Source organism: Xanthomonas sp. NCPPB 901 (assembly GCF_056725085.1).
In genome coordinates this window covers 1,184,472-1,208,461 of the sequence record NZ_CM161511.1, presented here as the reverse complement: position 1 = coordinate 1,208,461, position 23,990 = coordinate 1,184,472, and the positions used below count along the sequence as shown (strand labels likewise).

The following is a 23,990-nucleotide window of genomic DNA, read 5'->3' as shown; positions in this document are numbered from 1 at the left end:
TGGTCGGCGATCAGCGACACCTCACCCGTCCCGGAGAAGGCCGTTAACTGCCCAGGCGCAACCCGCCATCGCAGATCAGCATCTGCCCGCTGACGAAGCCATTGCTGACCAGCAGGGCGATGGCCTGCGCCACGTCGTCCGGTTGGCCGACGCGGCCGACCGGGGTCTTGGCGGCGTAGTCGGCAAACACCGCCGCCTTCTGCGCATCGTCCAGGAAGCCCCACCAGGGCGTATCGATCACGCCAGGCGAAACCCCGTTGACCCGCAGTGGACGCAACTCGGCCGCAAGGATGGGCACGAGCGCGGCGACCGCTGCATTCGCGGCGCCGATCCCTGCAGTACCGGGCATGGCGGCGTGGGCCGTCACCGCCGAGACAAACGTCAGGCTGCCGTCCTTGCGCAACGACGGCAGCGCCGCCTGCGCCACAGCGAAGTGCGGGAAGAACTTCTCCTCGAACCCCTGGCGTACATCGTCGAGCGCCATCGAGGCAAAGGGCCCAGCGCCCTTGCCGCTGCCCAGCGCCAGCACGAGGTGGTCCAGCGCGCCGAGCCGTGCGAAGGCCTGCGGCAGGTGGTCGGTCTCCGCCGCATCCATGACGGCGGTAGCGAGGTCGCCGGACACTGCCTGCCTGGCGGCCTCCAGGCGCTTCGCATCGCGTCCGGCGATGGTGACGCGGTGGCCTAGGGCGAGCAGTTCCCGGGCGCTGGCCAGGCCGATGCCCGAGGAGCCTCCGACGATCAGGGTGTGGGGTTGCGGCATGGTGTCGGTCCTTCATGGTTGGGGAGTCGCCGCATTGTTGGGAGGCGCTTCATGCGCAACCAGTTTCGGCGGCATCCTGGTACCCGGTACTGCTAGGCTTCCCGCATGCCCCCATCCTCCTTGCCCGAGTCTGCAACCCGGCGGCGCGAGCTTGGCGCCTTCTTGCGCTCGCGCCGCGAACGGCTGAGCCCGGCTCAGACCGGCCTGCCCGCCAGCATCCGCCGCCGCACGCCCGGCCTGCGACGTGAGGAAGTCGCCCAGCTCGCCGGCATCGGCACCACCTGGTACACGTGGCTCGAACAGGGACGCGACGTCTCGCCCTCGATCGAGGCACTGTCCGCATTGGCGGACGCGCTGAAGCTCGACGCCGCTGAGCGGCAACACCTGTTCCTGCTGAGCGACCGACCCGTGCCGGCGCCGACAGCGGCGGGAGCGGAGCAGGTGGACGCTCCGCTGCGGCGCATGCTGGACAGCATGGAAACCCAGCCTGCCTACGTGCTGGGGCGCCGCTGGGACGTCCTGGCCTGGAACCGGGCCGCGCAGGCGCTGTTCGGTGACTACGACCGGCTGCAGGGCGACCAGCGCAACATCATGCACCTGGTCTTCGCCGACCCGGCCCACCGGCGCCTGCTGCTCGATTGGGAGCAACTCGCCCCGAGCGCATTGGCGATGTTCCGCGCCGACAGTGCCCGCCACATCGGCGACCCCGGTTTCGCCCGTCTGATCGACACGCTGGCGCAGGCCAGTCCCGAGTTCCGCCAGTGGTGGCCCAAGCAGGACGTGCTGCGGCCATTCGATGGCCATAAGCGCATCCAGCATCCGGAGGCGGGTCGCATGACCTTCGAGTACACCACTCTGGAGGTCGCCGACCGGCCAGGCATGAAGCTGGTGGTGTACACGCCGCTGGATGAGGATGGCACAGCGCAGAAGCTGCGGGAGTTGCGCAGCGCGACGGCGTGCGCTGCCGACCGCTTGTGATGGGAGCACGTCTCTACGCAGAGATGGCCGGGAGCCCGAAGCACCCTTCCAGCACCTCGACCACTGCCGGTCCGGCCAGTTGCCGCGTCTCGACATGCCCCCGCGTCACCGTCTTGAGCGTGTCGCCCAGCAGGATCAGCCGCCCATCGGGCCGATGCAGCACGACCAGCAGCGTCTGCACGAAGATGGCGTCGGGGTGGGTGGAATTGAGATTGAGGTAGTTGGCGGGGACGAAATCGACCCACTCCTGCGGCGACAGATCGAAGCCGTATCGCTTCGCCCAGTCACCTCCCACCTTGGCCCGCAGCAGGGACTCGCCGCGCGCATCGCGGCTCAGGCGGAAGGTGTCGAAGTCCTGCACGAGGTCGGTGTCGAGGCCATCCAGGTCCATCGGCGCGCGGGTCCCGTCGCTGCCAAAGCCCAGGTCGCACAGCCAGCACCGGCCCTCCACCTCGGCGATGTTCGGCGCCCGCGCCGGCGCGTTCGCCATCGAGGGCGATGTGCACAAGATGGTGCGCGCCATCCTCGAAGTCGCCGACGCAGCGGCGATGCCGCGTCGCCTGGTGCTTGGCAGTGCCGCCTATGCCCATGTGCATGCCGGCCTCAGCGCACGCCTGGCCGAGCTGGAAACCCGGCAGGCACTGGCCTGCGTGATGGACATCGACAGGCCCTGATGCAGAAGACGTGATCGCGCCCGTTCCGGATGGACGGGCGCGCCGAACGGCGGCTCAGGTCGCCGCGTCGACCTGCTCGCGATACAGGCGGCGCGCGTCGCGGATCGCGTCGTGGTGGGTCTGTGCCCAGGCCACCAGCGCCTCGATATGCGGCACGAAGCTGCGGCCCAGCGGCGTCAGCGCGTACTCCACCGCCGGCGGCTTGCTGGGGAACACCGTGCGCGTGACCAGCCCGTCTTCCTCGAGCCCGCGCAGGGTCTTGGCCAGCATCCGCTTGGACACATCGTCGATGGCCCGCTGCAACGCGGCGAAGCGCAGCGGCGCCGGCTTGAGCGCCTGCAGCACCAGCGTGCTCCAGCGATCGCCCAGTCGGTCGAGCACATCGCGCACGGGGCAGTGGGCGGCGTAGGGGGCGGTGGAGCGGTGCAGGGTCATTGGATCGGCATTGGGGATCGGGGATTGGGGATGCGCGGGACCTGGGTGACGGGGTTACCTGGCGGTTACCTGGACACGTCGGGTTCCCTTCTTGGCAGACAGGGGCGTGACGCGCATGATGGCATGGTTCCTTTTCGTAACCATCAAGGGAGAAGCACCAATGGCATCCATCGCCCTGCTTGGCGGCACCGGCAACGTCGGCCGTCGTCTTGTGGCCGAGGCCCTGCGCCGCGGCCACTCCGTTACCGTCATCGCGCGCAAGCCGGTCGACGATCTGCCCGAGGGCGTGGCCTTCGTCCAGGGCGACATCACCGCCGACCCGGCCGCGCTGGGCGCCAAGCTGACCGGCCACGATGTCTTCATCAGCGCCGCCAGGTTCGCCGAGGTCACGCCCGAGCACGTGCTGACCGCGGTGCGCGCGGCGAAGATCCCGCGCCTGGCCGTGGTCGGCGGCGCCGGTTCGCTGGAAGTCGCCCCAGGCGTGCGCCTGGTCGATACGCCGGAGTTCCCGGCCGCGTACAAGTCCGAGGCGCTGCCCGGCGCGGCCTTCCTGGATCAGTTGCACGGGGTGAAGGACATCACCTGGACTTTCCTGTCGCCGGCGGCGTTCTTCGGTCCCGGCGAGCGCACCGGCCAGTTCCGCCTGGGCGGCGATGCCTTCCTCACCGACGCCAAGGGCGAAAGCCGCATCTCCTACGAGGACTACGCGGTGGCCCTGCTCGACGAAATCGAATCGCCCAAGCACAACGGCCAGCGCTTCAGCGTCGTGTACTGAGCAAACCAGCGCCTTTCGCGGGGCGCAGCAGGCGCACGCGGCCCTAACCGGCCGCGTCGGCCTCGCCCGCGACGGGCTGCGCGATCGCCATCGCAAAGCCCCGGATGCGCTCGAACGGCGCCAGCGGCTGCAGCATCACCATCGCGCAGGCGCTGAACAGCTTGAGCAGCAGCACGTCGGTGGGCACCAGGTCGGCCCGGCGACGGCCGGCGTCGATCGCGCACTGCACCCGCGGCGGGAAGATCGTCACCAGCTGCTACGATCTGATCCAGTGGCTGGACGCCAAGTGGATCACCGACGCGGACGTCTCGCTGCGCATTTCCAAGCGCCTGGTGCTGACGCTGGGGGCGGACAACGTGTTCAACACCTATCCCACGCGCAATATCGCCACCACCCCCGCCGTCTCTGGCGCCGACACCTATGGCGTGTTCCCCTACAGCGAGCTCTCGCCGTTCGGTTGGAGCGGGGCCTACTACTACGGAAGACTGCAGGTGACGTTCTGATGTCCTCCCACGATGCCTTCGATCCGTCCCGGCGCGCCTGGCTGGCGCGCAACGCCGCGCTGGCCGTCGCCGCGCCGCTGGCGTCTCTGGTTCCCGGTGTGGCGGCCGGGGCACGCCGCGACGCGCCCGGCGCTGCCGACGGGCTGGTGCGCCTGGATCTCAACGAAAGCAGCTACGGCCCCTCGCCGCGGGTGCCAGTGGCGATCCAGCGCGCCCTGCCGCTTGCGCCGCGCTATGTCACCGCCGAGCAGGGGCAGGCGCTGGTCAAGCAGATCGCCGCTCTCGAGGGCGTAGCGCCCGAGCAGGTCGTCGTGGGCGAAGTGCTCGAGCCGCTGGGCCAGCATCTGGCCGTGGCCGGCAACGGCGGCACGTTCGTGTACTCGGTGCCCGGGTACGGCGCCCTGGTCGATGCGGCCGCGCCGTTCGGGGGACGCGCCATCGAGGTGCCGCTGGATGCGTCGCTGCGCAACGACCTGCCGCGGCTGCTGGCTGCGATCCAGGCCGATACCCGGGCCCTGTTCGTGGTCAATCCGCACAACCCCTCCGGTACGGCGAGTCCAGCGCAGGAGTTCGACGCCTTCGTGCTGGCCGCCTCGGCCAAAGCGCTGGTGATCGTCGACGAGGCGTATCTGGACTACCTGCCGGACGCGGCCGACCGCACCGCGGTGCGGCACCTGCGCGCCGGGCGCAACGTCGCGGTGTTCCGCACGCTGGGCAAGATCCACGCGCTGGCGGGCCTGCAGATCGGCTACGCGCTGGTGCCCCCGGATCTGGCCGCCGCCCTGCGCAAGCGCGGCGTGGGCAGCCCGCACGGGCTGAACCAGCTCTCGATCGCGGCGGCGGCGGCCTCCCTGGCCGATCCCGGTCACGTCGCGTGGGTACGCGAACAGGTCGCCGTCGAGCGCACGCGCTGGCTCGATCAGCTGCGCCGGCTGGGCTTGCGCTATGCCGAGCCCGCGGGGAACTTCGTTTTCTTCGACGTCGGACGACCGCAAGCCGAGGTCGTCGCCGCGCTGAAGGCCCGCAAAATCCTGGTCGCGCGCGCCTTTCCGCCCTACGACACCTGGGTCCGGATCAGCATCGGGACGCCCGCGGAGAATCGCCTCGCGCAGGCGGCGCTGGAGCGGGTCGTGCACGCTGCAGGATGACGATGGCCAGGACGGCTATCCGCGGCACGCAGGAAGGCGTCGGCGCTTTGATCGAAGTCGCCTTACCCACGCGCTGCAGCTCAACGAGGACGCCAGGTTCCGCGCTGACGCCTCGCCATGAAGGTGGCCTGTGCAGGCACAAAGATCACTGTGGCAGCGCCCAACTCGGCCTCAGGATCGCCGGCTGTCTTGTGCATCATGGCGTCCTCGGCATCGTGGCAGCCTGTTTCAATCGTCCCGATGCGGCCACTTTCAACAGCCGCCGAAAGCTTGGACATTCGGCATGGCTCGGCGCCGGACACGCGGCGGCGTGCCGCAGGCCCTGACTCATCGCGCGCAAACGCTTGATGGTCGCGTCGATGTCGTCGGCTTTGGCCAGCAGCAAGGTTCGGTCCACATGCACAGCGCCCTCCGGCGAAAGCATGGCGCCGATCTCGTCCAGCGACAGACCTCCCGCCTGCCCGAGTGCGATCAACGCCAGTTGCTCAAACACGCGGGGTGGGAAATCCCGCCGACCACCGGCCGATCGCGCGGCCTGAATCAGCCCCTTCTTCTCGTAGAAGCGCAAGGTCGATGCCGCCAGGTGGGTGCGCTTGGCGACTTCCGCAATGTCCATGACCACCTCTTGACTTGAAGTTGACTTCAACTTCTACCATGCCCCAAGGGTTCGATGGAGCCCGTCGCGGAGGATGGAGATGGAATGGACGGTCATGGCATGGGCCGCGCTCGTGGGCCTCGGTGCCACCCTGGTGATGGACGCGTGGTCGCTGCTGCTCCGGCGCCTGGGCGTGCCCACGCTCGACTACGCAATGCTCGGACGCTGGGTGGGGCATCTGTGGAGAGGCCGCTTCGCCCACCCTGGCATTGCGCAAGCCGCGGCCATACCGGGCGAGCGGCGGCTGGGGTGGCTGGCCCACTATGCGACAGGCATCGCGTTCGCCCTCCTGATCGTTGCTGTGCTGGGAGCGAAGTGGCTGCATGCACCAACCGCCGCGCCAGCGCTCGCGGCCGGCATCGCGACCGTTGTGGCACCGCTGTTCATCATGCAACCGGCCATGGGGGCGGGATTTGCGGCGTCGAAGACGGCCACGCCCCTCGGCAACTGCCTGCGCAGCCTTGTGACGCATGCGGTGTTCGGCGCGGGCATCTATCTGGCGGCCACGTTGGTCGCGACGCTTGGAGGTTGACATGACGGTCGAACAGATTCGCTTCAACGATGGCGCCACGTATGAACGCTACATGGGAGCCTGGAGCCAACTGGCGGGCAGCAAATTCCTGGACTGGCTGGCTCCAGCGCCGTGGCAGCACTGGCTGGATGTCGGCTGCGGCAACGGGGCCTTTACCGAAATGGTCGTCGGACATCGCGCCCCTGCTTCGGTCCACGGCGTGGATCCGTCCGAGGAGCAACTCGCCTTCGCACGCGCAAGGCCCGCGCTGCACGATGCGAAATTCCGCCACGGGGATGCCATGCGGCTGCCTTACCCCGACGGCATGTTCGATATCGCCATCATGCCCCTGGTCATCTTCTTCGTTCCAGAGCCCGCCATAGGGGTGTCCGAGATGGCCCGCGTCGTGCGTGCGGGCGGAACCGTCGCCGCCTATGCCTGGGACATGCCGGGCGGTGGCTTTCCCTACGAACTGCTGCTCGCGCAGATGCGAGAGATGGGCTTGGCGGTGCCGGCGCCGCCGAGCCCCGACGCATCGCGGGCGGCGGTGATGCACGACTTGTGGACCCGCGCGGGACTGGATGCAACGGCGACATGCGTGATCGACGTGCAGCGCACCTTCGCCGATTTCGATGACTTCTGGACCACGGCCTGCGCTGCACCGAGTGTCGGAGCAACGCTGAGAGCGCTGGACGCCAGCCGTATTGCCCAGTTGAAGACGCGAGTCCGTGATCGCTTGCCGGAGCAGGCGGATGCACGGATCACCTATGGCGCCCGAGCCAATGCGGTGAAAGGCCGCGTTCCGACGTAGCAGGCCCTTCGGAGCAACACTGCCGCGTGATGCTTTGTGCCCCTCACTGCGGCCGAACCAGCTGCGCCGGATCGGCCCGGCCAGCACCCCGCCGCGATGGATACAGCGCTGGCGAACACGCTGGCGCTTGGCGCGGCAGGTTTGAACGCAGCTTTGATGGATCGCTGCGACCAAGGACTGCTCCATACCTGCTCGTTACACCAATCTTTTCGGGCGAGCACCACGTCCAGACGGACCTGACGCCTACTGCCAATCCGATCATCTCTGCAGTCCCCGAGCGCATCCCTGACCGCGGCCAAGGGGAAAACGCCTAGGGCCAGCGCCTCTCGACTTTGCCCCCGTCTGCCTGCAGACCTTGCAACGGCCACGCCGGATCAGACAAAAGCCGAACTGACCACCCGATTTTTAAAGCAGGCTTGGGGATGGCATGGCACCACCCTAGCCCCTACTCCAGGTTCTGCACCTGCTCGCGAATCTGGTCGATCAGCACCTTCAATTCCACCGCGGCGTTGGAGGTGCGGCTGTCCACCGACTTCGAGCCCAGGGTGTTGGCCTCGCGGTTGAACTCCTGCAGCAGGAAGTCCAGGCGCCGGCCCGCCGGTTCCGGCTGGCGCAGTACCCGGCGCAGTTCCTTGACGTGGCTGCCGAGCCGGTCCAGTTCCTCGTCCACATCGAGCTTCTGCAGCCACAGCACCAGTTCCTGCTCGGCGCGGCCAGGATCGACCGGATGCGGCAGGTCGGCCAGGCGCGCCGCCAGCTTGGCGCGCTGGCCCTCACGGATGGCCGGGATCAGCGTGCGCACCTCGCCGGCGATGCGCTCCACCGCATCGACCCGCTCGACGATGGCCGCGGCCAGCTTGCCGCCCTCGCGCTCGCGCGCGGCGACGAACTCGGCCAGCACCTCGTCCAGCAGTTCCAGCGCCTGCGCCTGCAGCGCCGCCGGGTCGACGCTCTGCCCCTGCAGCACGCCAGGCAACTGCAGCAGGTCGACGAACTGCACCTGCATCTGCGCAAAACGCGCGCCCAGCCGCTGCGCGAGCACGCCCAGTTGTTCGACCAGGGCCTCGTTCACCGCCAGGGTCTGCGCGGCATCCGGCGCGCGCAGGCGCAGCATCAGGTCGAGCTTGCCGCGGCTGATCCGCGCGGCCACGCGTTCGCGCAGTTGCGGCTCCAGCGCGCGCAGTTCCTCCGGCAGGCGCACGCCCACTTCCAGGAAACGGTGGTTCACCGAGCGCAACTCGCACCCCAGCGTGCCCCAGGGAGTGATGCGCTCGGCGCCGGCATAGGCGGTCATGCTGCGGATCATGCGGTGTTCCGGTGCGGACAGGGGGCGAATGTTAACCTAGCGCCCTTTCCTGCCTCACCGACGCGGTCACATGCCGCGCACGGCCCCGCCCTTCCCGGAACCCCTGCATGTCCTTCTCCCGTCCCAGCGGCCGCACGGCCGATCAGTTGCGCCCGGTCCGCATCGAGCGCGCCTTCACCCGTCATGCCGAAGGCTCGGTCCTGGTCAGCTTCGGCGACACCCGCGTGCTGTGCAACGCCAGCGTCGAGAACCGCGTGCCGGGCTTCCTGCGCGGCAAGGGCGAAGGCTGGGTGACCGCCGAGTACGGCATGCTGCCGCGCGCCACCCACTCGCGCTCCGATCGCGAAGCCGCGCGCGGCAAGCAGGGCGGACGCACGCTGGAGATCCAGCGCCTGATCGGCCGCGCGCTGCGCGCCTGCGTGGACCGCACCGCGCTGGGCGAACGCACCATCACCCTGGACTGCGACGTGCTGCAGGCCGACGGCGGCACCCGCACCGCCGCCATCACCGGCGCCTACGTGGCGCTGGTGGATGCGGTGAACTGGCTGCAGAAGCGCGGCGACCTGAAGAAGCCGGTGGTGCTGGGCGCGGTCGCCGCGGTCTCGGTCGGCGTCTACCGCGGTGTGCCGGTGCTGGACCTGGACTACGCCGAGGACAGCGACTGCGACACCGACATGAACGTGGTGATGAACGACGGCGGCGGCTTCATCGAGCTGCAGGGCACCGCCGAAGGCCACGCCTTCCGCCGCGACGAGCTGGACGCGCTGCTCGGCCTGGCCGAGCGCGGCATCGGCGACCTGCTGGCGGCGCAGCGCGCGGCCCTGGCGCAATGACCCGGCGCCTGGCCCTGGTCACCCTGGTGGTGGCCGACTACGACGAGGCCATCGCCTGGTACACCGGCAAGCTGGGATTCCAGGTGCTGGAGGACGTGGACCAGGGCCACAAGCGCTGGGTCGTGGTCGGGCCTGGCGATGCGCGCGGCGCGGCGCTGCTGCTGGCGCGCGCCAGCGACGACGCCCAACGCCGCCGCATCGGCGACCAGACCGGCGGCCGGGTCGGCTTCTTCCTGCACACCGACGACTTCCAGCGCGACCACGCGGCGATGCTGGCCGCCGGCGTGGAATTCCTGGAAGCGCCCCGCCACGAACCCTACGCCACGGTCGCGGTGTTCCGCGACCTCTACGGCAACACCTGGGACCTGCTGGAGCCCATCGCATGAAATTGGTCCTGGCCAGCAGCAACGCCGGCAAGCTCGAAGAACTGCACGCCCTGCTCGACGACGTCGGGGTCGAGCTCATCGCGCAATCCACGCTCGGCGTCAGCGATGCCGACGAAACCGGCCTGACCTTCGTCGAGAACGCGCTGCTCAAGGCGCGCCACGCCGCCCACGTCACCGGCCTGCCGGCGCTGGCCGACGATTCCGGCATCTGCGTGGACGCGCTGCACGGCGCGCCGGGCCTGTATTCGGCGCGCTACGCCGGCGAACACGGCAATGCGCAGGCCAATATCGACAAGCTGCTGGACGCGCTGCGCGATGTCCCCGACGCGCAGCGCGGCGCGCACTTCTACTGTGTGCTGGTGCTGCTGCGGCATGCCGAGGATCCGCAACCGCTGCTGGTGGAAGGGCACTGGCGTGGCCGCATCGCGCACGCCCGTGCCGGCAGCGGCGGGCACGGCTACGATCCGGTGTTCGTGGACCCGGGACATGGCCAGACCGCGGCCGAAATGCCGCTGGCGCTGAAGAACCGCATCAGCCATCGCGCCATTGCGCTGCAGCAGCTCAAGCGGCGCCTGGCCGACCTGCTGGCGGCGCAGCCCGCCGGGTGAGCGCGCCGCGCGCTTGCATCAGGCGATAACGCCGCCGCGGCGCGCGCAGACCGCGTTGCGCCGCTCCGCCCACTCCCGACCCAGCCCGCCCCTCGCCTCCCCGATTCCCCGCCGCCCGCCTTCCGCCCGCCATGCCGCACCCCCACGACCATTGCCAGCATCCGCCCGGCGCGGCCTGCCCGGATCCGTCCGGGCACGCCGACGGCCCATCGCTGGTGCCGCCGCCGCTGTCGCTCTACGTGCACCTGCCGTGGTGCGTGCGCAAATGCCCGTACTGCGACTTCAACTCGCACGCGGCCAAGGGGGCGCTGCCGTTCGACGCCTACGTGGATGCGTTGATCCGCGACCTGGACCAGGACCTGCCGCTGGTCTGGGGCCGGGTGGTCAACAGCGTGTTCTTCGGCGGCGGCACGCCCAGCCTGTTCCCGCCCGAGGCGATCGACCGTTTCCTGCAGGCGGCCAGCGCCCGGCTGCGCTTCGCGCCGGGCCTGGAGATCACCCTGGAGACCAATCCCGGCACCGCCGAGCATGGCCGCTTCGACCGCTATCTGGCGGCGGGGGTGAATCGCCTCAGCTTCGGCATCCAGAGCTTCGACGATGCGGCCCTGCAACGGCTCGGCCGCATCCACGACGGCGCCGAGGCCGAGCGCGCGGTGAAGCTGGCGCAGGACGCCGGCTACGCCAATCTCAACCTGGACCTGATGTACGCGCTGCCGCAGCAGACCCTGGCCGAGGCCGAGCGCGACATCGCGCAGGCGCTGGCGCTGCAGCCGACCCACCTCAGCCACTACCAGCTCACCCTGGAGCCGAACACCGTGTTCGCCGCGCGGCCGCCGCAGGGCATTCCCGAGGACGACGACGCCTGGGACATGCAGGAGCGCTGCCAGGCGCTGCTGGCCGAGGCCGGCTACGCGCAGTACGAGGTCAGCGCCTATGCCCGCGCCGGCTACCGCTGCGCGCACAACCTCAACTACTGGACCTTCGGCGATTATCTCGGCATCGGCGCCGGCGCCCACGGCAAGATCAGCTCCGGTGCCGAACAGACCATCCTGCGGCGCTGGAAGCACAAGCATCCGCAGGCGTTCCTGGACGCGGCGGGGACGCCGGCGGCGATCGGCGGCGACGAATGGATCGCGCCGGAGCGGCGCCCGTTCGAGTACATGCTCAACGCGCTGCGCCTCAACGACGGCTTCGCGCTGCGCGACTTCAGCGCCCGCACCGGCCTGCCGCTGCAGGCGATCGCCCCGGCCCTGGCCACCGCGCAAGCCCGCGACTGGCTGCGGGTGGACGCCGGCCACGCCGTGCCGACCGAGTTGGGACGGCGCTTCACCAACGACGTCATCGCCCTGTTCCTACCGTAGGGCGCTTCCCCGGCGACACCGCCCGCCTTGGTTGCGGCGGCGGATCGTGCTACATACCGCGCAGAAAAGTACAACGGCGATCACAGGATGCCCGTGTCTGCGACCCTCCCGGCCCCACCGGCGACGCTTGCCAGCGCCGCCCTGCCGGCGCGCGTGCGCGACATCCTGCAGTCCCTGAATACCCTGCTGTGGCAGGCGCTGGACACGTCGCTGCAGGCGACCCTGGACGAACTGGAGCAGTCCCTGTTCGAGCAGGCCGGGCACGCCCGCAACGGCCAAGTGCAGCAGGACCTGCACCAGGAAACGCAACGCCTGCGCGCACAGCGCGGGCAGCTGGCGCCGTTCTACCGGGCGCAGCTGGAAGCCGGGCTGGCCGGCATCCGCAGCCCCGCCGCAACGGCCGCCGCGCCGCCCCCGGCCAGGCCGGGGGCGGCCGCGCAGATGCTGACCCTGGTCGCCAACGTGGATATCGACCGCGACATCGTGCTGCACGAGATCGCCCGCCGCGAGGCGATCCGCTGCAATGTTCCGCTGCAGTTGCTCGGCCAGCGCTTCGGCGTGCTGGCGGCCCGGCCCGCCTTCGAGATCGAACAGTTGCCGCTGGGGCCGCACGCGCTGTGCCGACTGCTGCGCGATGCCGGCGAAGCGCTGGGCCTGGCGCTGGACACGCAGCTGGCGCTGTACCGCGCCTTCGAACGCCAGGCGCTGGCGCGCTACGGCGACGTCGTTGAAAAAGCCAATGGCCTGCTGACCCACGCCGGGGTGCTCCCGGGCCTGATCTACCTGCCTTACGTGGCGCGCAGCACCCACGTGCAGCCGGGCGCGCGCCGCCCGGCGCGCATGGCCGCGGACGCCACTCCGGCGCCTGCCGGCAGCGGCCCCCATGGGCACGGCGCCGCCCCCGGCCAGGCCGCACCCGCCATGGGCATGCCGCCGGGGCCGGCCGCGACGGCACCGCGGCCGCCAGTGGGCACAGCGGCCGGCGCCGCGGAACCAACCGCCAGCGGCCCCGACCTGGCCACCCTGCGCCAACTGCTGACCGCCGCGCGCGCCAAGGCCGCACCTGCCGCGGCGGCGGCCACGACCGCGCCCGACGGTGCCGCCACACTCCCGGCACGGCCGGCGAGCGCCAGCGGCGCGACCCCGGTCCCGACCGCCAGCCTGCTGAAGGCACTGGGCGAACTGCAGGCGCAGCCGCCGGCCTACAGCACCCTGGGCGGGCTGCGCGGGCGCCGTCACCTGCGCGACGTGCAGACCGCCCTGCTGCAGGCGCTGCGCGCCAGCCACGGCGCGCAGGCGACGCTGGCAGCGCAGCAGGCCGACACCTTCGACCTGCTCGGCCTGCTGTACGGCGAGATCGAACGCGAGGTACGCGCCAACGCGCCGGCCGCGGCGCTGCTGGAACGCCTGCAGGTGCCGCTGGTGCGCGCAGCGCTGCAGGATCCGGCGTTCTTCGCGCGCAGCCAGCACCCGGCGCGGGAACTGCTCAACGCCGTCGCCGAGTCGGGCGCGACCTGGCTGGGCGAAGAGGACAGCGATCCGCAGCTGCTGCTCAAGCTCAACCAGGCCGTGGACCGCGTGGTCGAGGAGTACGAAGGCGACGACGTGGTCTTCGCACGGGCCCACCAGGACATCCAGGCGCAGCAGCGCAGCCTGGCGCACAAGGCCGAGATCGCCGAGCGCCGGCACGTCGAGGCCGCGCGCGGCAAGGAACGGCTGGAGCTGGCCAAGCAGACCGCGACCGCCACCCTGGAGGCGCTGTGCAATGCCCGGCAACCGCCCGCTGTCGTGCAGACCCTGCTGCAGCAGGCCTGGTCCGACGTACTGGTGCTGACCCTGCTGCGCCAGGGCGAGGACTCGGAGGCCTGGCGCGAACGCGTCGGCCTGGCCGAGCGCATCGCCGAGGTCACCTGCCGCAGCGAGGGCGCCGCCGATGCGGCCCTGGCCGAGCGCGTGTGCCAGGCGCTGCTGCAGGTGGGCTACCACCAGCAGGACGCCGAGGCCCTCGCCCGCCGCCTGTCCACGCCCGGCGGCGCCGACGCCACCATCTCGCAGACCGAACTCAGCGTGCGGCTGAAGACGCGTACCCGCCTCGGCGAGCAGGGCGAGGACGGCCCGCGGCCGTCGCTGCCGCCACGCATCGAGGCCGAACAGGCCGCGTATGCGCGGCTGCGCACGCTGCCGTTCGGCACCTGGTTCGACTTCGTCGTCAACCAGCAAGGCGAGCTGAAGCGGCAACGCCTGTCCTGGTACAGCCCGATCACCGAGCGCGCGCTGTTCGTCAACCAACGCGGGCAGAAGACCGCCGAACACACGCTCGACGGATTGGCGCGGTTGCTGGCACAGGGCCAGGCCCGCATCGTCAGCGAGGACCGCGCAGGCCTGGTCGACCGCGCCTGGCAGGCCGCGCTGCGCGCGCTGCGCACGCTGGCCGGCGTTCCCGCCGCCGACGACAGCATGGAAGGCGCATGAGCGCCGATGCCCGCCGTTCGCCGCGCCGCCAGGTCCCGGACATGGTGCCGGTGCTGGACCTGATGGAAGACGCCGTGGTCGGCCGCCTCGGCAACGTGTCCGAACACGGCATGCTGCTGCTGGCCTCGGTGCCGCTGCACGAGGACGCGCTGTACCAGTTGCGCTTCGCGATGCCGCAGGCCGGCCGCGACGTGCAGATCGACGTCGGCGTGCACCTGTTGTGGAGCGACCCCTCGCACGCGCCGGGCCAGGCCTGGGCCGGCTTCCGCTTCCTGACCATTTCCCCTGCGCACCGCGACCTGCTGCGGCGATGGATCAACGCCGCCCCGGGCGGCTGACGGCAGCGCAGCCGCGCAGGAGCGGCTTCAGCCGCGAGCGCTGTTCCTGGAACGCCTCAAGTGTGCCGTGGGAGCGGCTTCAGCCGCGACGCGCGTGACGGGGAACACGCGTCGCGGCTGAACCTGCTCCCACAGGCCCGGCAACCTCTTCCGGCTTGATGGAGGCGAAGGCAGCGGATTGGAGATGCCCTGCAGCCGCTCCCGCGGCGGCCATCCCCATCGGTTGCGCGCCACGATGGAAAGCGCATCCGGTGGGTTCGCCACGAACGCCGCGTCGCCGCCCGCCATGCGCCCGCCGCACACGCGCGTGCGCATCGTTTCCGGCACACTTGGCGCCCCTGTTTCCGCACCGCCGAACGAGCCGCCGCCATGCCCCAGCACGACCCAAGCGCCCTGTACGCCGACCACCTGCGCACCTTGACCCAGCGCGCCGACGAGGCGCTGGCGCGCGGCGGCTTCGACCACCTGGTGGTGCCCAGCGGCAGCCTGCACTACCAGGTATTCGACGACCGCGACTATCCGTACGCGGTGAACCCGCAGTTCAAGGCCTGGCTGCCCCTGACCCGGGTCCCGAACAGTTGGCTGGTGTACACGCCGGGGCGGCGCCCGCAGGTGATCTTCCACCAGCCGCGCGACTACTGGCACGTGGTGCCGGACGCGCCCAGCGGCTGGTGGGTGGAGCACTGCGAGATCCACCTGATCCGCACCCCGGACGAGGCGCTGGCGCTGCTGCCGGACCCGTCGCGCAGCGCGATCCTGGGCGAGCCGCAGAGCGCGCTGGGCGCCTACGTGCCGAACAACCCGGCGGACGTGCTGCAGTACCTGGAGTATCACCGCGCCTACAAGACGCCCTACGAGCTGGCGCTGATGCGCCAGGCGCAGCAGTCGGCGGTGCGCGGCCATCGCGCCGCCGAGGCCGCGTTCCGCGACGGCCGCAGCGAGTTCGAGATCCACATGGCCTACTGCGCGGCGGTCGGGCAGGACGCGAACGAGCTGCCGTACGGCAACATCGTCACGCTGAACGAACACGGCGCCGTCCTGCACTACACCGACCTGCAGCGACAGGCGCCGACGCCGCTGCGCAGCTTCCTGATCGACGCCGGCGCCTCCGCGCACGGCTACGCCAGCGACATCACCCGCACCTACGCCGCCGATCCCGGCAGCGAGTTCCAGGCGCTGATCGACGCAGTGGACGCCGCGCAGCAGCGCCTGGGCCGGAACGTGCGCGCCGGCGTGGACTACCGGCAACTGCACCTGGATGCGCACCTGGCGCTGATGGGCGTGCTGAAGGACGCCGGCGTGCTCACCGTGTCGCCGGAGACCGCCGTGGCCACCGGCGTCAGCGCCGCGTTCTTCCCCCACGGCCTGGGCCATCCGATCGGCCTGCAGGTGCACGACGTCGCCGGCTTCGCCGCCAGCGACCGCGGCGGCCGCATCGCGCGCCCCGACGGCCACCCCTACCTGCGCATGACCCGCACCCTGGAACCGGGCATGGTGGTGACGATCGAACCGGGCCTGTACTTCATCGACATGCTGCTGGACGACCTCAGGCAGGCCGGCCGCGGCGGCAGCGTCGACTGGGCGCGGGTGGAGCAATTCAAGCCCTACGGCGGCATCCGCATCGAGGACGAAGTGGTGTGCACCGACGACGCACCCGAGAACCTGACGCGGCCGGTGTTTGCGGCGGCCTGATGGCTGCCGCCGGGATTGGGGAATCGGGATTGGGGAATCGGGAATCGGGAATGGAGAATCGGGAATCGGGAATCGCAAAAGCAAAAGCGCTAGGCCTGCTAGCTGACCTTTCCGCGCGCGGGCACTGCTTTTCCCATTCCCCAGTCCCTATTCCCCATTCCCAGCCATCAGCGCCAGTGCATTCGCGGCCACACGAGCCGCTGCCGGAAAACGGGAATCGCAAAAGCAGAAGCGCCAGGCCTGCTAGCTGACCTTTCCGCGCACGTGCACTGCTTTTCCCATTCCCGATTCCCTATTCCCCATTCCCAGCCATCACCCCCTCGATCTCCTCGGCGCTGCGCGCCAGGGCATCGGTGAGCACGCGGTGGCCGTCGTCGGTGATCAGCACGTCGTCCTCGGTGCGGATGCCGATGCCGCGCCACTTCGCGTCGACCTCCTTGTCGTCCGGCGCCACGTACAGGCCGGGTTCGATGGTGAACACCATGCCCGGCTCGAGCAGGCGCGATTCGCCGGCCAGGCGGTAGTCGCCGACGTCGTGCACGTCCAGGCCCAGCCAGTGCCCGGTCTTGTGCCGGTAGAAGCGCCGGTAGTCGCCGTTGGCCAGGTTCTGCTCCAGGCTGCCCTTGAGCAGGCCCAGCCGCAGCAGGCCCTCGGTCAGGGTCTGCACCGCGGCCAGGTGCCCCGCCTCGTAGGCCACGCCCGGGCGCGCCTGCGCCAGCGCGGCGGCGTGCGCGGCGCCGACCAGGTCGTGCAGCGCGCGCTGTTCGGCGCTGAAGCGGCCGTTGGCCGGGAACGTGCGGGTGATGTCGGCGGCATAGCCGCGGTACTCGGCACCGGCATCGACCAGCACCAGGTCGCCGTCGCGCAGGCGCGCGGCATTGGCGCGGTAGTGCAGCACGCAGGCGTTGTGGCCGCTGCCGACGATGCTGCCGTAGGCCGGCCAAGCGTCGCCGGCGCGGAATTCGCGCTCGATCTCGGCCTGCACCTGGTATTCGTGCACGCCGGGCCGCGCCAGCCGCATCGCCGCGCGGTGCCCGGCCACGCTCAGGTCGGCGGCCACCTGCATCAGCGCCACTTCGTCGCGCGACTTGAACAGGCGCTGCTCGTGCAGCAGGTGGCCCAGTTCCAGGAACTCGTGCGGCGGCTGCGCGCCGTGCCGCACCTGCTCGCGCACGCGCTTGACCCAGCCGATCAGCTTCAGGTCGAAATCGACGTCGCGGCCGAAGTGGTAGTACACCCGCGAGCGGCCTTCCAGCAGCCCGGGCAGGATCTCGTCGAGGTCCTCGATCGGATAGGCGTCGTCCATGCCGTAGCGCTCGACCGCGCCTTCCTGGCCCGCCCGCGGGCCGTCCCAGGCTTCGCGCTCGGGATCGCGTTCGCGGCAGAACAGCAGCGCCTCGCCGTGGCGGCGTCCGGGCACCAGCACCAGCACCGCGTCCGGCTCGGGAAAGCCGCACAGGTACCAGAAGTCCGAATCCTGCCGGTACGGGTAATGCGTGTCGTGGCTGCGCACCCGCTCAGGCGCGCTGGGCAGCACCAGGATGGCCTGCTCGCCGGCCATGTCCATCAACTGCCGGCGCCGGCGCGCGTACTCGCCGGCGGAAATCCCGGTGAGCCGCTTCATCAGTTCAGGCGCTGCCGGTGGCGCGGGCCGAGCACGCAGTCGCTGTGCAGCAGCAGCACCGCCACGCGCACGAACTCCTCGATCTCGGCCAGCGCGTCCTCGTCCTCGTCGCCGCTGTCGAAATCCTCGGCGCTGGCCTGGGCCAGCCGCGCCAAGTCCTGCAGCGCCTCCTGCCCTTCCTCGGACAGCGGCGGCGCGGCGCCGGCGGCCAGGCCGAAACCGCCAAGGAAGCCGCGGCACCAGTCGAACAGCGCATCGGCACGCTCGGGCAGCGCCGCGGCGGCATCGGCCAGCACCAGGTCGAAGCCGAAGTCGCGGTCGTTCAGTTGCGCGACCGTGGCCTCGCGCAGGCGGTCCAGCGCGTCGCCGGGGCGCGGCGCGGCGATGCCGGCGTCGGCCAGCACGGCGGCCGGCCATGCCGGCAGATCGGCGCCACCGCCGGCCAGCCAGCCGCACAGGGCGCCGTGCAGTTCGGCCGCCGACGCAGCCAGGCCAAGCGTCCGGCTGGCATCGGCGATCTGGTCGGCAGTGGGAAGTTCGGTCATGGAGCAAAGCCTGTCGGGCGCTGGCCGCCGGCCTGTCGAGGCCTGCGGCGGAATCGGGACTGCGCAGTGTAGCAATCGCGTGCGCGCCGCCGCTTGTGGAGGCTTCCGGCACGCGCCTACACTCCACCACCCATTCTTTGACAGAAGTCACTTTCCGCTATGCCATTGGAGCACATTGCTGCAGGAGCTGCGGAAGGGAGCGGCCTGGTCTTGTCCGGCGAGACGTTGCTGGCCGCGTGGCCGTTGGCCGTGGCCGCGCTGGCCGCGGGCGGACTGGTGGCGCTGTTCGCGCTGCGCTGTCGCCGGCACCTGCGTGGGCAATTGCAGCGGCAGTTGCAGCTGCAGCAGCGCGACCAGCACCTGAAGCTGGCGCTGTGGGCCTCGGGCGAGCACTTCTGGGACTACGACCTGCAACAGCGCACGCTGCGGCTGATGCGCGCCGACGAGGCCACGCCGCACGCGCAGGACATCGGCCTGGTGATCCGCGAGAACGAGCCGCTGCGCATCCATCCCGACGACATGCAGCAGGCGCGGGAGGTGCTACACCAACACCTGCAGGGCCTCACCGCGCTCTACACCGCCGAGTACCGGGTGGACCTGGCCGGCGACGGGGTCTGGCACTGGGCGCGGGTGCGCGGGCGCGTGGTCGACTACGACGCCAGCGGCGCACCGCGCCGGCTCGCCGGCACCGCGCGCGACATCACCTCGCACCGCCAGGCCGACCTGGAGCGGCGCATCGCCGCCGAAGTGCTGCGCAGCATGGGCGAGGCGGTCGCCGTGCTCGACGAGGAGCGCCGCTTCATCTCGGTCAACCCGGCCTTCACCCGCATCACCGGCTACAGCGAGCGCGAAGTGCTGGGCCAGCCGATGGCGCTGATCGACCACGCGCCGGACACCCCGGCGGCGTCGGTGGCGGACCAGGGCCGGCACTGGCGCGGCGAGGCCTGGAAACGGCGCAAGGACGGCCAGGAGATCCTCTGCCACCTGCGCCGCAACACCGTGGTCGCTGCCGACGGCCGCCAGAGCTTCCAGGTGGTGGTGCTGGAGGACATCACCGAGCAGAAGCGCGCCGAGCAGGAACTGCGCTACCTCGCCAACTACGACACCCTGACCAGCCTGCCCAACCGCACGCTGCTGTCCGAGCGCCTGGCGCGCGCGATCGTGCGGGCACGGCGCCAGGCCGGCTCGGTCGCGGTGCTGTTCCTGGACCTGGACCGCTTCAAGGACATCAACGACTCGCTCGGCCACGCGGTCGGCGACCGCGTGCTGCGCGCCGTGGCCGAACGCCTACAGCACGCGGTGGGACCGCAGCACACGGTGGCGCGCCTGGCCGGCGACGAGTTCACCGTGGTGGTCGAGGACATCGTCAGCCAGGGCGAGGCCGAAGCGGTGGCCGCACGCGTGCTGGCCGCCTTCGAGGCGCCGCTGCGGCTGGACGAACGCCGCGAGGTCGCGGTCTCCACCTCCATCGGCATTTCCCTGTTCCCGCAGCACGCGTTGCTGCCGAGCGAACTGCTCAAGCATGCCGACACCGCGATGTACCAAGCAAAGGCCGCCGGGCGCCGCAACGCGCAGGTGTACTCGGCGCGCATGGACGAGGCCACCCGCCACCGCGCCACCCTGGCCAGCACGCTGCGCAAGATCCCGCTGGACCAGGAACTGAAGCTGGTCTACCAGCCGCGCTACTCGCTGCGCGCGCAGCGGGTGGTCGGCGTGGAGGCGCTGCTGCGCTGGCACAGCGCCGATTTCGGGCCGGTCTCGCCGAGCCAGTTCATCCCGCTGGCCGAGGAGACCGGGCTGATCCTGGAAATCGGCGAGTGGGTGCTGCGCCAGGCCTGCGGCGCGCTGCGCGACTGGCGGCGGATGGGCCTGACCGACCTGTGCATGTCGGTGAACGTCTCGGCGATCCAGCTCGAGCGCGGCAACCTGCCGGAACTGATGGCGGCGATCCTGGCCGAAACCGGCGTGCCGGCGGCCAACATCGAACTGGAACTGACCGAAAGCGTGGTGATGTCGCAGGTCGGCAAGAACGCCGAACTGCTGCACGCCTGCCGCGAGCTGGGGCTGACCCTGGCCATCGACGACTTCGGCACCGGCTACTCGTCGCTGGCCTATCTGAAACGGCTGCCGATCAACACCTTGAAGATCGACCAGGAATTCATCGGCGACCTCACCCGCGACCCGGACGACGAGGCGATCACCAGCACCATCATCGCGATGGGCCATTCGCTGGCGCTGAAGGTGGTCGCCGAGGGGGTCGAGGATGCCGGGCAGCTGGCGTTCCTGCGCGAGCACGGCTGCGACGAGATCCAGGGCCACCTGGTGGCGCCGGCGCTGGAGCCGGACGCCTGCCTGCGCCTGCTGCAGCAACCGCTGCGGCTGCCTGCCTGAGCGCCAGCCATGGCGCCGCCGCGCGGCGGCTTGACCACCCCTCGGGCGCATGCCTATCGTGAGCGCCATGGACAGCCCCGACGCCCTCGCCGAGCTTCGCGCCCTTGCCGCACGCGTGGAAACGCTGGTCGAGCGCTGCCAGCGCCTGTCCGACGAGAACCGCAGCCTGCGCCAGCAACAGGAACACCTGATCGGCGAGCGCTCGCAGTTGCTGACCAAGAACGAACAGGCGCGCTCGCGCGTGGAAGCGATGATCGCCCGGTTGAAGTCCCTGGAGCAGCACACGTGAGCGAGCCGGTCAGCGTCCGCATCCTCGACCGCGAGTACACCGTCGGCGTCGAGGCCGATGAACGCGACAGCCTGCTCGCCGCCGCACGCCTGCTCGACGCGAAGATGCGCGAGGTCCGCGGCAGCAACCGCATGGCCGCGGTGGATCGCGTGGCCGTCCTCGCCGCCTTGAACCTGGCGCACGAGCTGCAGCAACTGCGCGATGAACAGGCGCAGCGCGAGCGCGAGATGGCGCGCACGCTCGCCGATCTCAATCGCCGCCTGGACAGCGTGGTCGATACGGCGCGCTGATCCGCGCTTGGCGCTTCGATCATCAACGTGAATTGCAACGTACCGAAGCACCGACGAACGGACTAGCCAAGCGCGACGACGGCGCTATACTCCCCTTGCGTTCTCTGCTGTGAACGACAGCGTGTGCAAACATTCGCCTTGTCCCTTAATGACGACCACGGGGTGGCGACGGAATCGGGAGTGCAGGTCCGCCTCGTAGCGGGAAGCCCGATGATTCTCCAGCCATCCCACTTGAACCTCGGGTTCAAGGTCGTTTCGCACGCATCGTCACGGCGGAGAATGCAATTTTTCCTGGAACCGGCGCCGCAAGGCGCCGTTTCCTTTTGTGCGTCCGCCAATGGTGCGTCCGCCAACGCCAGCGTTGCCGACGCGCCGCAGGCACCACGAGGCACGACCTGGCGGCAACGCCGGCGGCACGACGGCCCGACCTGACCCGGCATACTCGGCAACGGACGACACGCTCTTGCGCCCCACCACGGAGATCCCGGATTGCCGACGCTCGCCCAGATCATCGACCGCTTCGACCCCGCCGCGGGGTTCGACGTCCCCGCCAGCTGGCGACAAGGCCGCACCGCCTTCGGCGGACTGTCCGCGGCGCTCGCCCTGCAGACCGCGCTGCGCACGGCGCCGTCCGCGTTGCCGCCGCTGAAGTCGGCGCACATCGGGTTCATCGGCCCGACCGACGCCACGCTGCGCTTCGATGCGCAGGTACTGCGCCAGGGCAAGTCCGCCACCTCGGTGGCGGTGGATTGCCAGGCCAACGGGCAGGTCGCGCTGCGCGCGGCGCTGCTCTTCGCGCAGCCGCGGCCCAGCCGCATCGCCCACGACTTCCTGCCGGCGCGCCCGGCGGTGGGCGGCCCCGACGACGCGCGGCCGATCGCCGACGGCGCCGCGACCCCGGCGTTCGTCGCCCACTTCGACATGCGCCTGGCCGGCGGCGCGCTGCCGCTGTCCGCCGCGGCCGATCCGGAGTTGCTGGTCTGGGCGCGCCATCGCGACCCCGGCGGCGTGGACCCGAGCGTGGCCCTGGTCGCGCTGGGCGACTGCCTGCCGCCGGCCGCGATGACCTGCTTCACCGAACCGGCGCCGGTCAGCTCGATGACCTGGACCCTGGACTTCCCGCAACCGGCCAGCGCCGGCGACTGGTTCCTGCTGCGCTCGGCCAGCTGCCATGCCGAGGACGGCTACTCGCTGCAGGACATGCACATCTGGGACAGCACCGGGCGGCTGGTGCTGTGGGGCCGGCAGACGGTGGCGCTCTACGCGTGATCGCCGCGGCGACGGCCGCGCCCAGGGCATGTCCTCGATCCCACAGTAGTGTGCCGCGCCGCGATTGCATGTGCCTGTGGCAAGGAAGAGCGAGGACGTGGACGTGCGTCCACGCCCGCGCGACGACCCGGCCATCGGCGCGCGCGATCGCGGCCCTTCGGGTTGGGCCTGGCAGGCCCAACCCGGCGGACGTGGGGATCGAGGACACGCCCTGGTCAGTGCGCGCGCCGGCGCCGACAATAGCGCCGTCCCTCACCACGCCCGCCCGATGACTGCCGACGACCGCGACTCCCTGCGCCGACACCTGCGCGCGCGCCGCCGCGCGCTCCCCGCGCCGGTGCGCCTGGCCGCCGCCGATGCGCTGGCGCAGCGGTTGCTGCAACTGCCGTTCTCGCCGCAGCAGGGCCATGTCGGCGGCTACTGGGCGACGGACGGGGAGATCGCGCTGCATCGCTGGCAACTGTCGTTGCCGGACGCGGTGCAGTACTGCCTGCCGATGCTCAGCGGCGACACCCTGCGTTTCGCGCCGTGGCGCCCCGGACAGCCGCTGCGTGCCAACCGCTACGGCATCCCCGAACCCGATGTCGACCCGGCCACGGCCCTGGCGCCGGCGCAGATGGCGCTGGTGGTGGCGCCGCTGGTCGGCTTCGACGCCGCCCGCGGCCGCCTGGGCATGGGGGGCGGCTGGTATGATCGCAGCTTCGCTTTCCGCCAGCGGCAGGCCCCGCCGCCCTGGCTGGTCGGGGCCGCCTTCGACGCGCAGCAGGTCGCGGCCTTGCCGCTGGCGGCCTGGGACGTGGCGCTGGATGCGGTCTGCACCGAATCCCTCACCCTTTCGACCGCTGCCGATTTCCCCGCATGACCGCACGCACCCGCTACTGGTTGATGAAGTCCGAACCGGACGCCTTCTCGATCGACGACCTGCAACGGGTCGGTACCGAACCCTGGAACGGCGTGCGCAACTACCAGGCGCGCAACTTCATGCGCGACGGCATGAAGGTCGGCGACGGCATCCTGTTCTACCACTCCAACTGCAAGGTGCCGGGCATCGTCGGCGTGGCGCGCGTCGCCAGCCAAGCCTATCCCGACGCCACCCAGTTCGATGCGTCCTCCGACTATCACGACCCCAAGGCCACCCCGGAGCAGCCGCGCTGGTATCTGGTGGACGTGGCGTTCGAGCGCAAGCTGGCGCGCACCATCGCCCTGGACGAGATCAAGCAGCACGCCGACGCGCTGGGCGAAGGCTTCCCGCTGGTCGCCCGCGGCAATCGCCTGTCGGTGTTCCCGGTCAGCGCCGCGCAGTGGAAGCTGCTGCTGGCGCTCGAATAGCCGGGAT

The 23,990-nt window shown here is 70.7% G+C and carries 28 protein-coding genes and 1 other RNA gene; 21 read left to right on the top strand and 8 right to left on the bottom strand.

All coding sequences use genetic code 11. From position 1 onward, the window contains the following. Positions 1-43: 43 nt before the first annotated feature. The gene (locus tag AC1PME_RS04995) at positions 44-760 is read right to left on the bottom strand and encodes an SDR family oxidoreductase (protein WP_481097490.1); all 717 of its coding nucleotides are present in this window, start codon (positions 758-760) and stop codon (positions 44-46) included. 105 nt (positions 761-865) lie between these two features. Between AC1PME_RS04995 and AC1PME_RS04990 the strand changes: the two genes are divergently transcribed. After that, entirely contained in the window at positions 866-1,738 is an 873-nt protein-coding gene (locus tag AC1PME_RS04990; RefSeq protein WP_481097489.1) for a helix-turn-helix transcriptional regulator, read from the top strand. A gap of 13 nt (positions 1,739-1,751) precedes the next feature. Here AC1PME_RS04990 and AC1PME_RS04985 read toward each other — a convergent pair whose 3' ends face one another. After that, on the bottom strand, positions 1,752-2,261 hold the full coding sequence (locus tag AC1PME_RS04985) for an arylamine N-acetyltransferase family protein (RefSeq protein ID WP_481097488.1): 510 nt from the start codon (positions 2,259-2,261) through the stop codon (positions 1,752-1,754). On the opposite strand from AC1PME_RS04985, the gene AC1PME_RS04980 reads away from it, so the two are divergent. Continuing rightward, on the top strand, positions 2,248-2,412 hold the full coding sequence (locus AC1PME_RS04980; RefSeq protein ID WP_481097487.1) for a hypothetical protein: 165 nt from the start codon (positions 2,248-2,250) through the stop codon (positions 2,410-2,412). The two genes, AC1PME_RS04985 and AC1PME_RS04980, sit on opposite strands and share 14 nt — an antisense overlap. Before the next feature lie 54 nt (positions 2,413-2,466). On the opposite strand, the gene AC1PME_RS04975 is transcribed toward AC1PME_RS04980, so the two are convergent. Continuing rightward, positions 2,467-2,847 carry a winged helix-turn-helix transcriptional regulator gene (locus AC1PME_RS04975; protein WP_254460559.1) on the bottom strand — a complete coding sequence of 127 codons (381 nt, stop codon included), beginning with the start codon at positions 2,845-2,847 and terminating at the stop codon, positions 2,467-2,469. 160 nt (positions 2,848-3,007) lie between these two features. On the opposite strand from AC1PME_RS04975, the gene AC1PME_RS04970 reads away from it, so the two are divergent. Next, positions 3,008-3,622, top strand: a complete 615-nt coding sequence (locus AC1PME_RS04970; protein ID WP_307548895.1) for an NAD(P)-dependent oxidoreductase — start codon at positions 3,008-3,010, stop codon at positions 3,620-3,622. A gap of 43 nt (positions 3,623-3,665) precedes the next feature. Here the strand turns inward: AC1PME_RS04970 and AC1PME_RS04965 are convergent, their stop codons facing one another. Then, on the bottom strand, positions 3,666-3,797 hold the full coding sequence (locus AC1PME_RS04965; RefSeq protein WP_481097486.1) for a hypothetical protein: 132 nt from the start codon (positions 3,795-3,797) through the stop codon (positions 3,666-3,668). Positions 3,798-3,801: 4 nt separating this feature from the next. Between AC1PME_RS04965 and AC1PME_RS04960 the strand changes: the two genes are divergently transcribed. Together AC1PME_RS04960 and AC1PME_RS04955 are read left to right on the top strand one after the other, a co-directional pair. After that, entirely contained in the window at positions 3,802-4,125 is a 324-nt protein-coding gene (locus AC1PME_RS04960; RefSeq protein WP_481097485.1) for a hypothetical protein, read from the top strand. Then, a complete protein-coding gene (locus AC1PME_RS04955) occupies positions 4,125-5,273 on the top strand; it encodes a pyridoxal phosphate-dependent aminotransferase (RefSeq protein ID WP_481097484.1) in 1,149 nt (382 codons plus the stop codon). Before AC1PME_RS04960 ends, AC1PME_RS04955 begins: the two co-directional genes overlap by 1 nt. Before the next feature lie 196 nt (positions 5,274-5,469). Here AC1PME_RS04955 and AC1PME_RS04950 read toward each other — a convergent pair whose 3' ends face one another. Next, positions 5,470-5,889 (bottom strand): helix-turn-helix domain-containing protein, encoded by a 420-nt coding sequence (locus AC1PME_RS04950; RefSeq protein WP_481097483.1) that lies wholly within the window; start codon positions 5,887-5,889, stop codon positions 5,470-5,472. A gap of 79 nt (positions 5,890-5,968) precedes the next feature. On the opposite strand from AC1PME_RS04950, the gene AC1PME_RS04945 reads away from it, so the two are divergent. Next, complete coding sequence (locus AC1PME_RS04945; RefSeq protein WP_254460554.1) at positions 5,969-6,460, top strand: DUF2938 family protein; 492 nt, start codon at positions 5,969-5,971, stop codon at positions 6,458-6,460. Position 6,461: 1 nt separating this feature from the next. Continuing rightward, positions 6,462-7,250 carry a class I SAM-dependent methyltransferase gene (locus tag AC1PME_RS04940; RefSeq protein ID WP_481097482.1) on the top strand — a complete coding sequence of 263 codons (789 nt, stop codon included), beginning with the start codon at positions 6,462-6,464 and terminating at the stop codon, positions 7,248-7,250. 445 nt (positions 7,251-7,695) lie between these two features. Here the strand turns inward: AC1PME_RS04940 and AC1PME_RS04935 are convergent, their stop codons facing one another. Continuing rightward, a complete protein-coding gene (locus tag AC1PME_RS04935) occupies positions 7,696-8,556 on the bottom strand; it encodes a YicC/YloC family endoribonuclease (protein WP_254460552.1) in 861 nt (286 codons plus the stop codon). Positions 8,557-8,663: 107 nt separating this feature from the next. Between AC1PME_RS04935 and rph the strand changes: the two genes are divergently transcribed. From rph to pepQ, 7 genes are all read left to right on the top strand, one after another. Further along, positions 8,664-9,389 carry a ribonuclease PH gene (gene rph, locus AC1PME_RS04930; protein WP_254460551.1) on the top strand — a complete coding sequence of 242 codons (726 nt, stop codon included), beginning with the start codon at positions 8,664-8,666 and terminating at the stop codon, positions 9,387-9,389. Further along, on the top strand, positions 9,386-9,775 hold the full coding sequence (locus AC1PME_RS04925; protein WP_254460550.1) for a VOC family protein: 390 nt from the start codon (positions 9,386-9,388) through the stop codon (positions 9,773-9,775). Before rph ends, AC1PME_RS04925 begins: the two co-directional genes overlap by 4 nt. Further along, positions 9,772-10,383, top strand: coding sequence for an RdgB/HAM1 family non-canonical purine NTP pyrophosphatase (gene rdgB, locus AC1PME_RS04920; RefSeq protein WP_481097481.1), 612 nt, complete (start codon positions 9,772-9,774; stop codon positions 10,381-10,383). The genes AC1PME_RS04925 and rdgB overlap by 4 nt, the downstream gene beginning before the upstream one ends. A 131-nt stretch (positions 10,384-10,514) precedes the next feature. After that, on the top strand, positions 10,515-11,744 hold the full coding sequence (hemW, locus tag AC1PME_RS04915) for a radical SAM family heme chaperone HemW (RefSeq protein ID WP_481097480.1): 1,230 nt from the start codon (positions 10,515-10,517) through the stop codon (positions 11,742-11,744). 87 nt (positions 11,745-11,831) lie between these two features. Continuing rightward, the gene (locus AC1PME_RS04910; RefSeq protein WP_481097479.1) at positions 11,832-14,216 is read left to right on the top strand and encodes a DUF1631 domain-containing protein; all 2,385 of its coding nucleotides are present in this window, start codon (positions 11,832-11,834) and stop codon (positions 14,214-14,216) included. Continuing rightward, positions 14,213-14,554, top strand: a complete 342-nt coding sequence (locus AC1PME_RS04905; protein ID WP_481097478.1) for a PilZ domain-containing protein — start codon at positions 14,213-14,215, stop codon at positions 14,552-14,554. Before AC1PME_RS04910 ends, AC1PME_RS04905 begins: the two co-directional genes overlap by 4 nt. Positions 14,555-14,923: 369 nt before the next feature. Next, positions 14,924-16,246: a Xaa-Pro dipeptidase gene (gene pepQ, locus AC1PME_RS04900; RefSeq protein ID WP_481097477.1), complete on the top strand. Its 1,323-nt coding sequence runs from the start codon at positions 14,924-14,926 to the stop codon at positions 16,244-16,246. A gap of 292 nt (positions 16,247-16,538) precedes the next feature. Here the strand turns inward: pepQ and AC1PME_RS04895 are convergent, their stop codons facing one another. Next, a complete protein-coding gene (locus AC1PME_RS04895) occupies positions 16,539-17,870 on the bottom strand; it encodes an aminopeptidase P N-terminal domain-containing protein (RefSeq protein WP_481097476.1) in 1,332 nt (443 codons plus the stop codon). Next, positions 17,870-18,415 (bottom strand): UPF0149 family protein, encoded by a 546-nt coding sequence (locus AC1PME_RS04890; RefSeq protein ID WP_254460543.1) that lies wholly within the window; start codon positions 18,413-18,415, stop codon positions 17,870-17,872. The genes AC1PME_RS04895 and AC1PME_RS04890 overlap by 1 nt, the downstream gene beginning before the upstream one ends. Positions 18,416-18,625: 210 nt before the next feature. Between AC1PME_RS04890 and AC1PME_RS04885 the strand changes: the two genes are divergently transcribed. The 7 genes from AC1PME_RS04885 (at position 18,626) to AC1PME_RS04855 (ending at position 23,983) form a co-directional block, all read left to right on the top strand. Beyond that, the gene (locus AC1PME_RS04885) at positions 18,626-20,806 is read left to right on the top strand and encodes a putative bifunctional diguanylate cyclase/phosphodiesterase (RefSeq protein ID WP_481097475.1); all 2,181 of its coding nucleotides are present in this window, start codon (positions 18,626-18,628) and stop codon (positions 20,804-20,806) included. Positions 20,807-20,873: 67 nt separating this feature from the next. Then, on the top strand, positions 20,874-21,095 hold the full coding sequence (locus tag AC1PME_RS04880; RefSeq protein WP_017910437.1) for a TIGR02449 family protein: 222 nt from the start codon (positions 20,874-20,876) through the stop codon (positions 21,093-21,095). Beyond that, positions 21,092-21,385, top strand: a complete 294-nt coding sequence (locus AC1PME_RS04875; protein ID WP_481097474.1) for a cell division protein ZapA — start codon at positions 21,092-21,094, stop codon at positions 21,383-21,385. Before AC1PME_RS04880 ends, AC1PME_RS04875 begins: the two co-directional genes overlap by 4 nt. A 98-nt stretch (positions 21,386-21,483) precedes the next feature. Next, positions 21,484-21,668, top strand: a non-coding RNA gene (gene ssrS / locus AC1PME_RS04870) — 6S RNA. A 206-nt stretch (positions 21,669-21,874) separates the two neighbouring features. Beyond that, positions 21,875-22,654: an acyl-CoA thioesterase gene (locus tag AC1PME_RS04865; protein ID WP_481097473.1), complete on the top strand. Its 780-nt coding sequence runs from the start codon at positions 21,875-21,877 to the stop codon at positions 22,652-22,654. Between the two features lie 268 nt (positions 22,655-22,922). Continuing rightward, positions 22,923-23,516 (top strand): 5-formyltetrahydrofolate cyclo-ligase, encoded by a 594-nt coding sequence (locus tag AC1PME_RS04860; protein ID WP_481097472.1) that lies wholly within the window; start codon positions 22,923-22,925, stop codon positions 23,514-23,516. Further along, complete coding sequence (locus AC1PME_RS04855; RefSeq protein WP_254460538.1) at positions 23,513-23,983, top strand: EVE domain-containing protein; 471 nt, start codon at positions 23,513-23,515, stop codon at positions 23,981-23,983. Before AC1PME_RS04860 ends, AC1PME_RS04855 begins: the two co-directional genes overlap by 4 nt. The last annotated feature ends 7 nt before the right edge of the window (positions 23,984-23,990 follow it).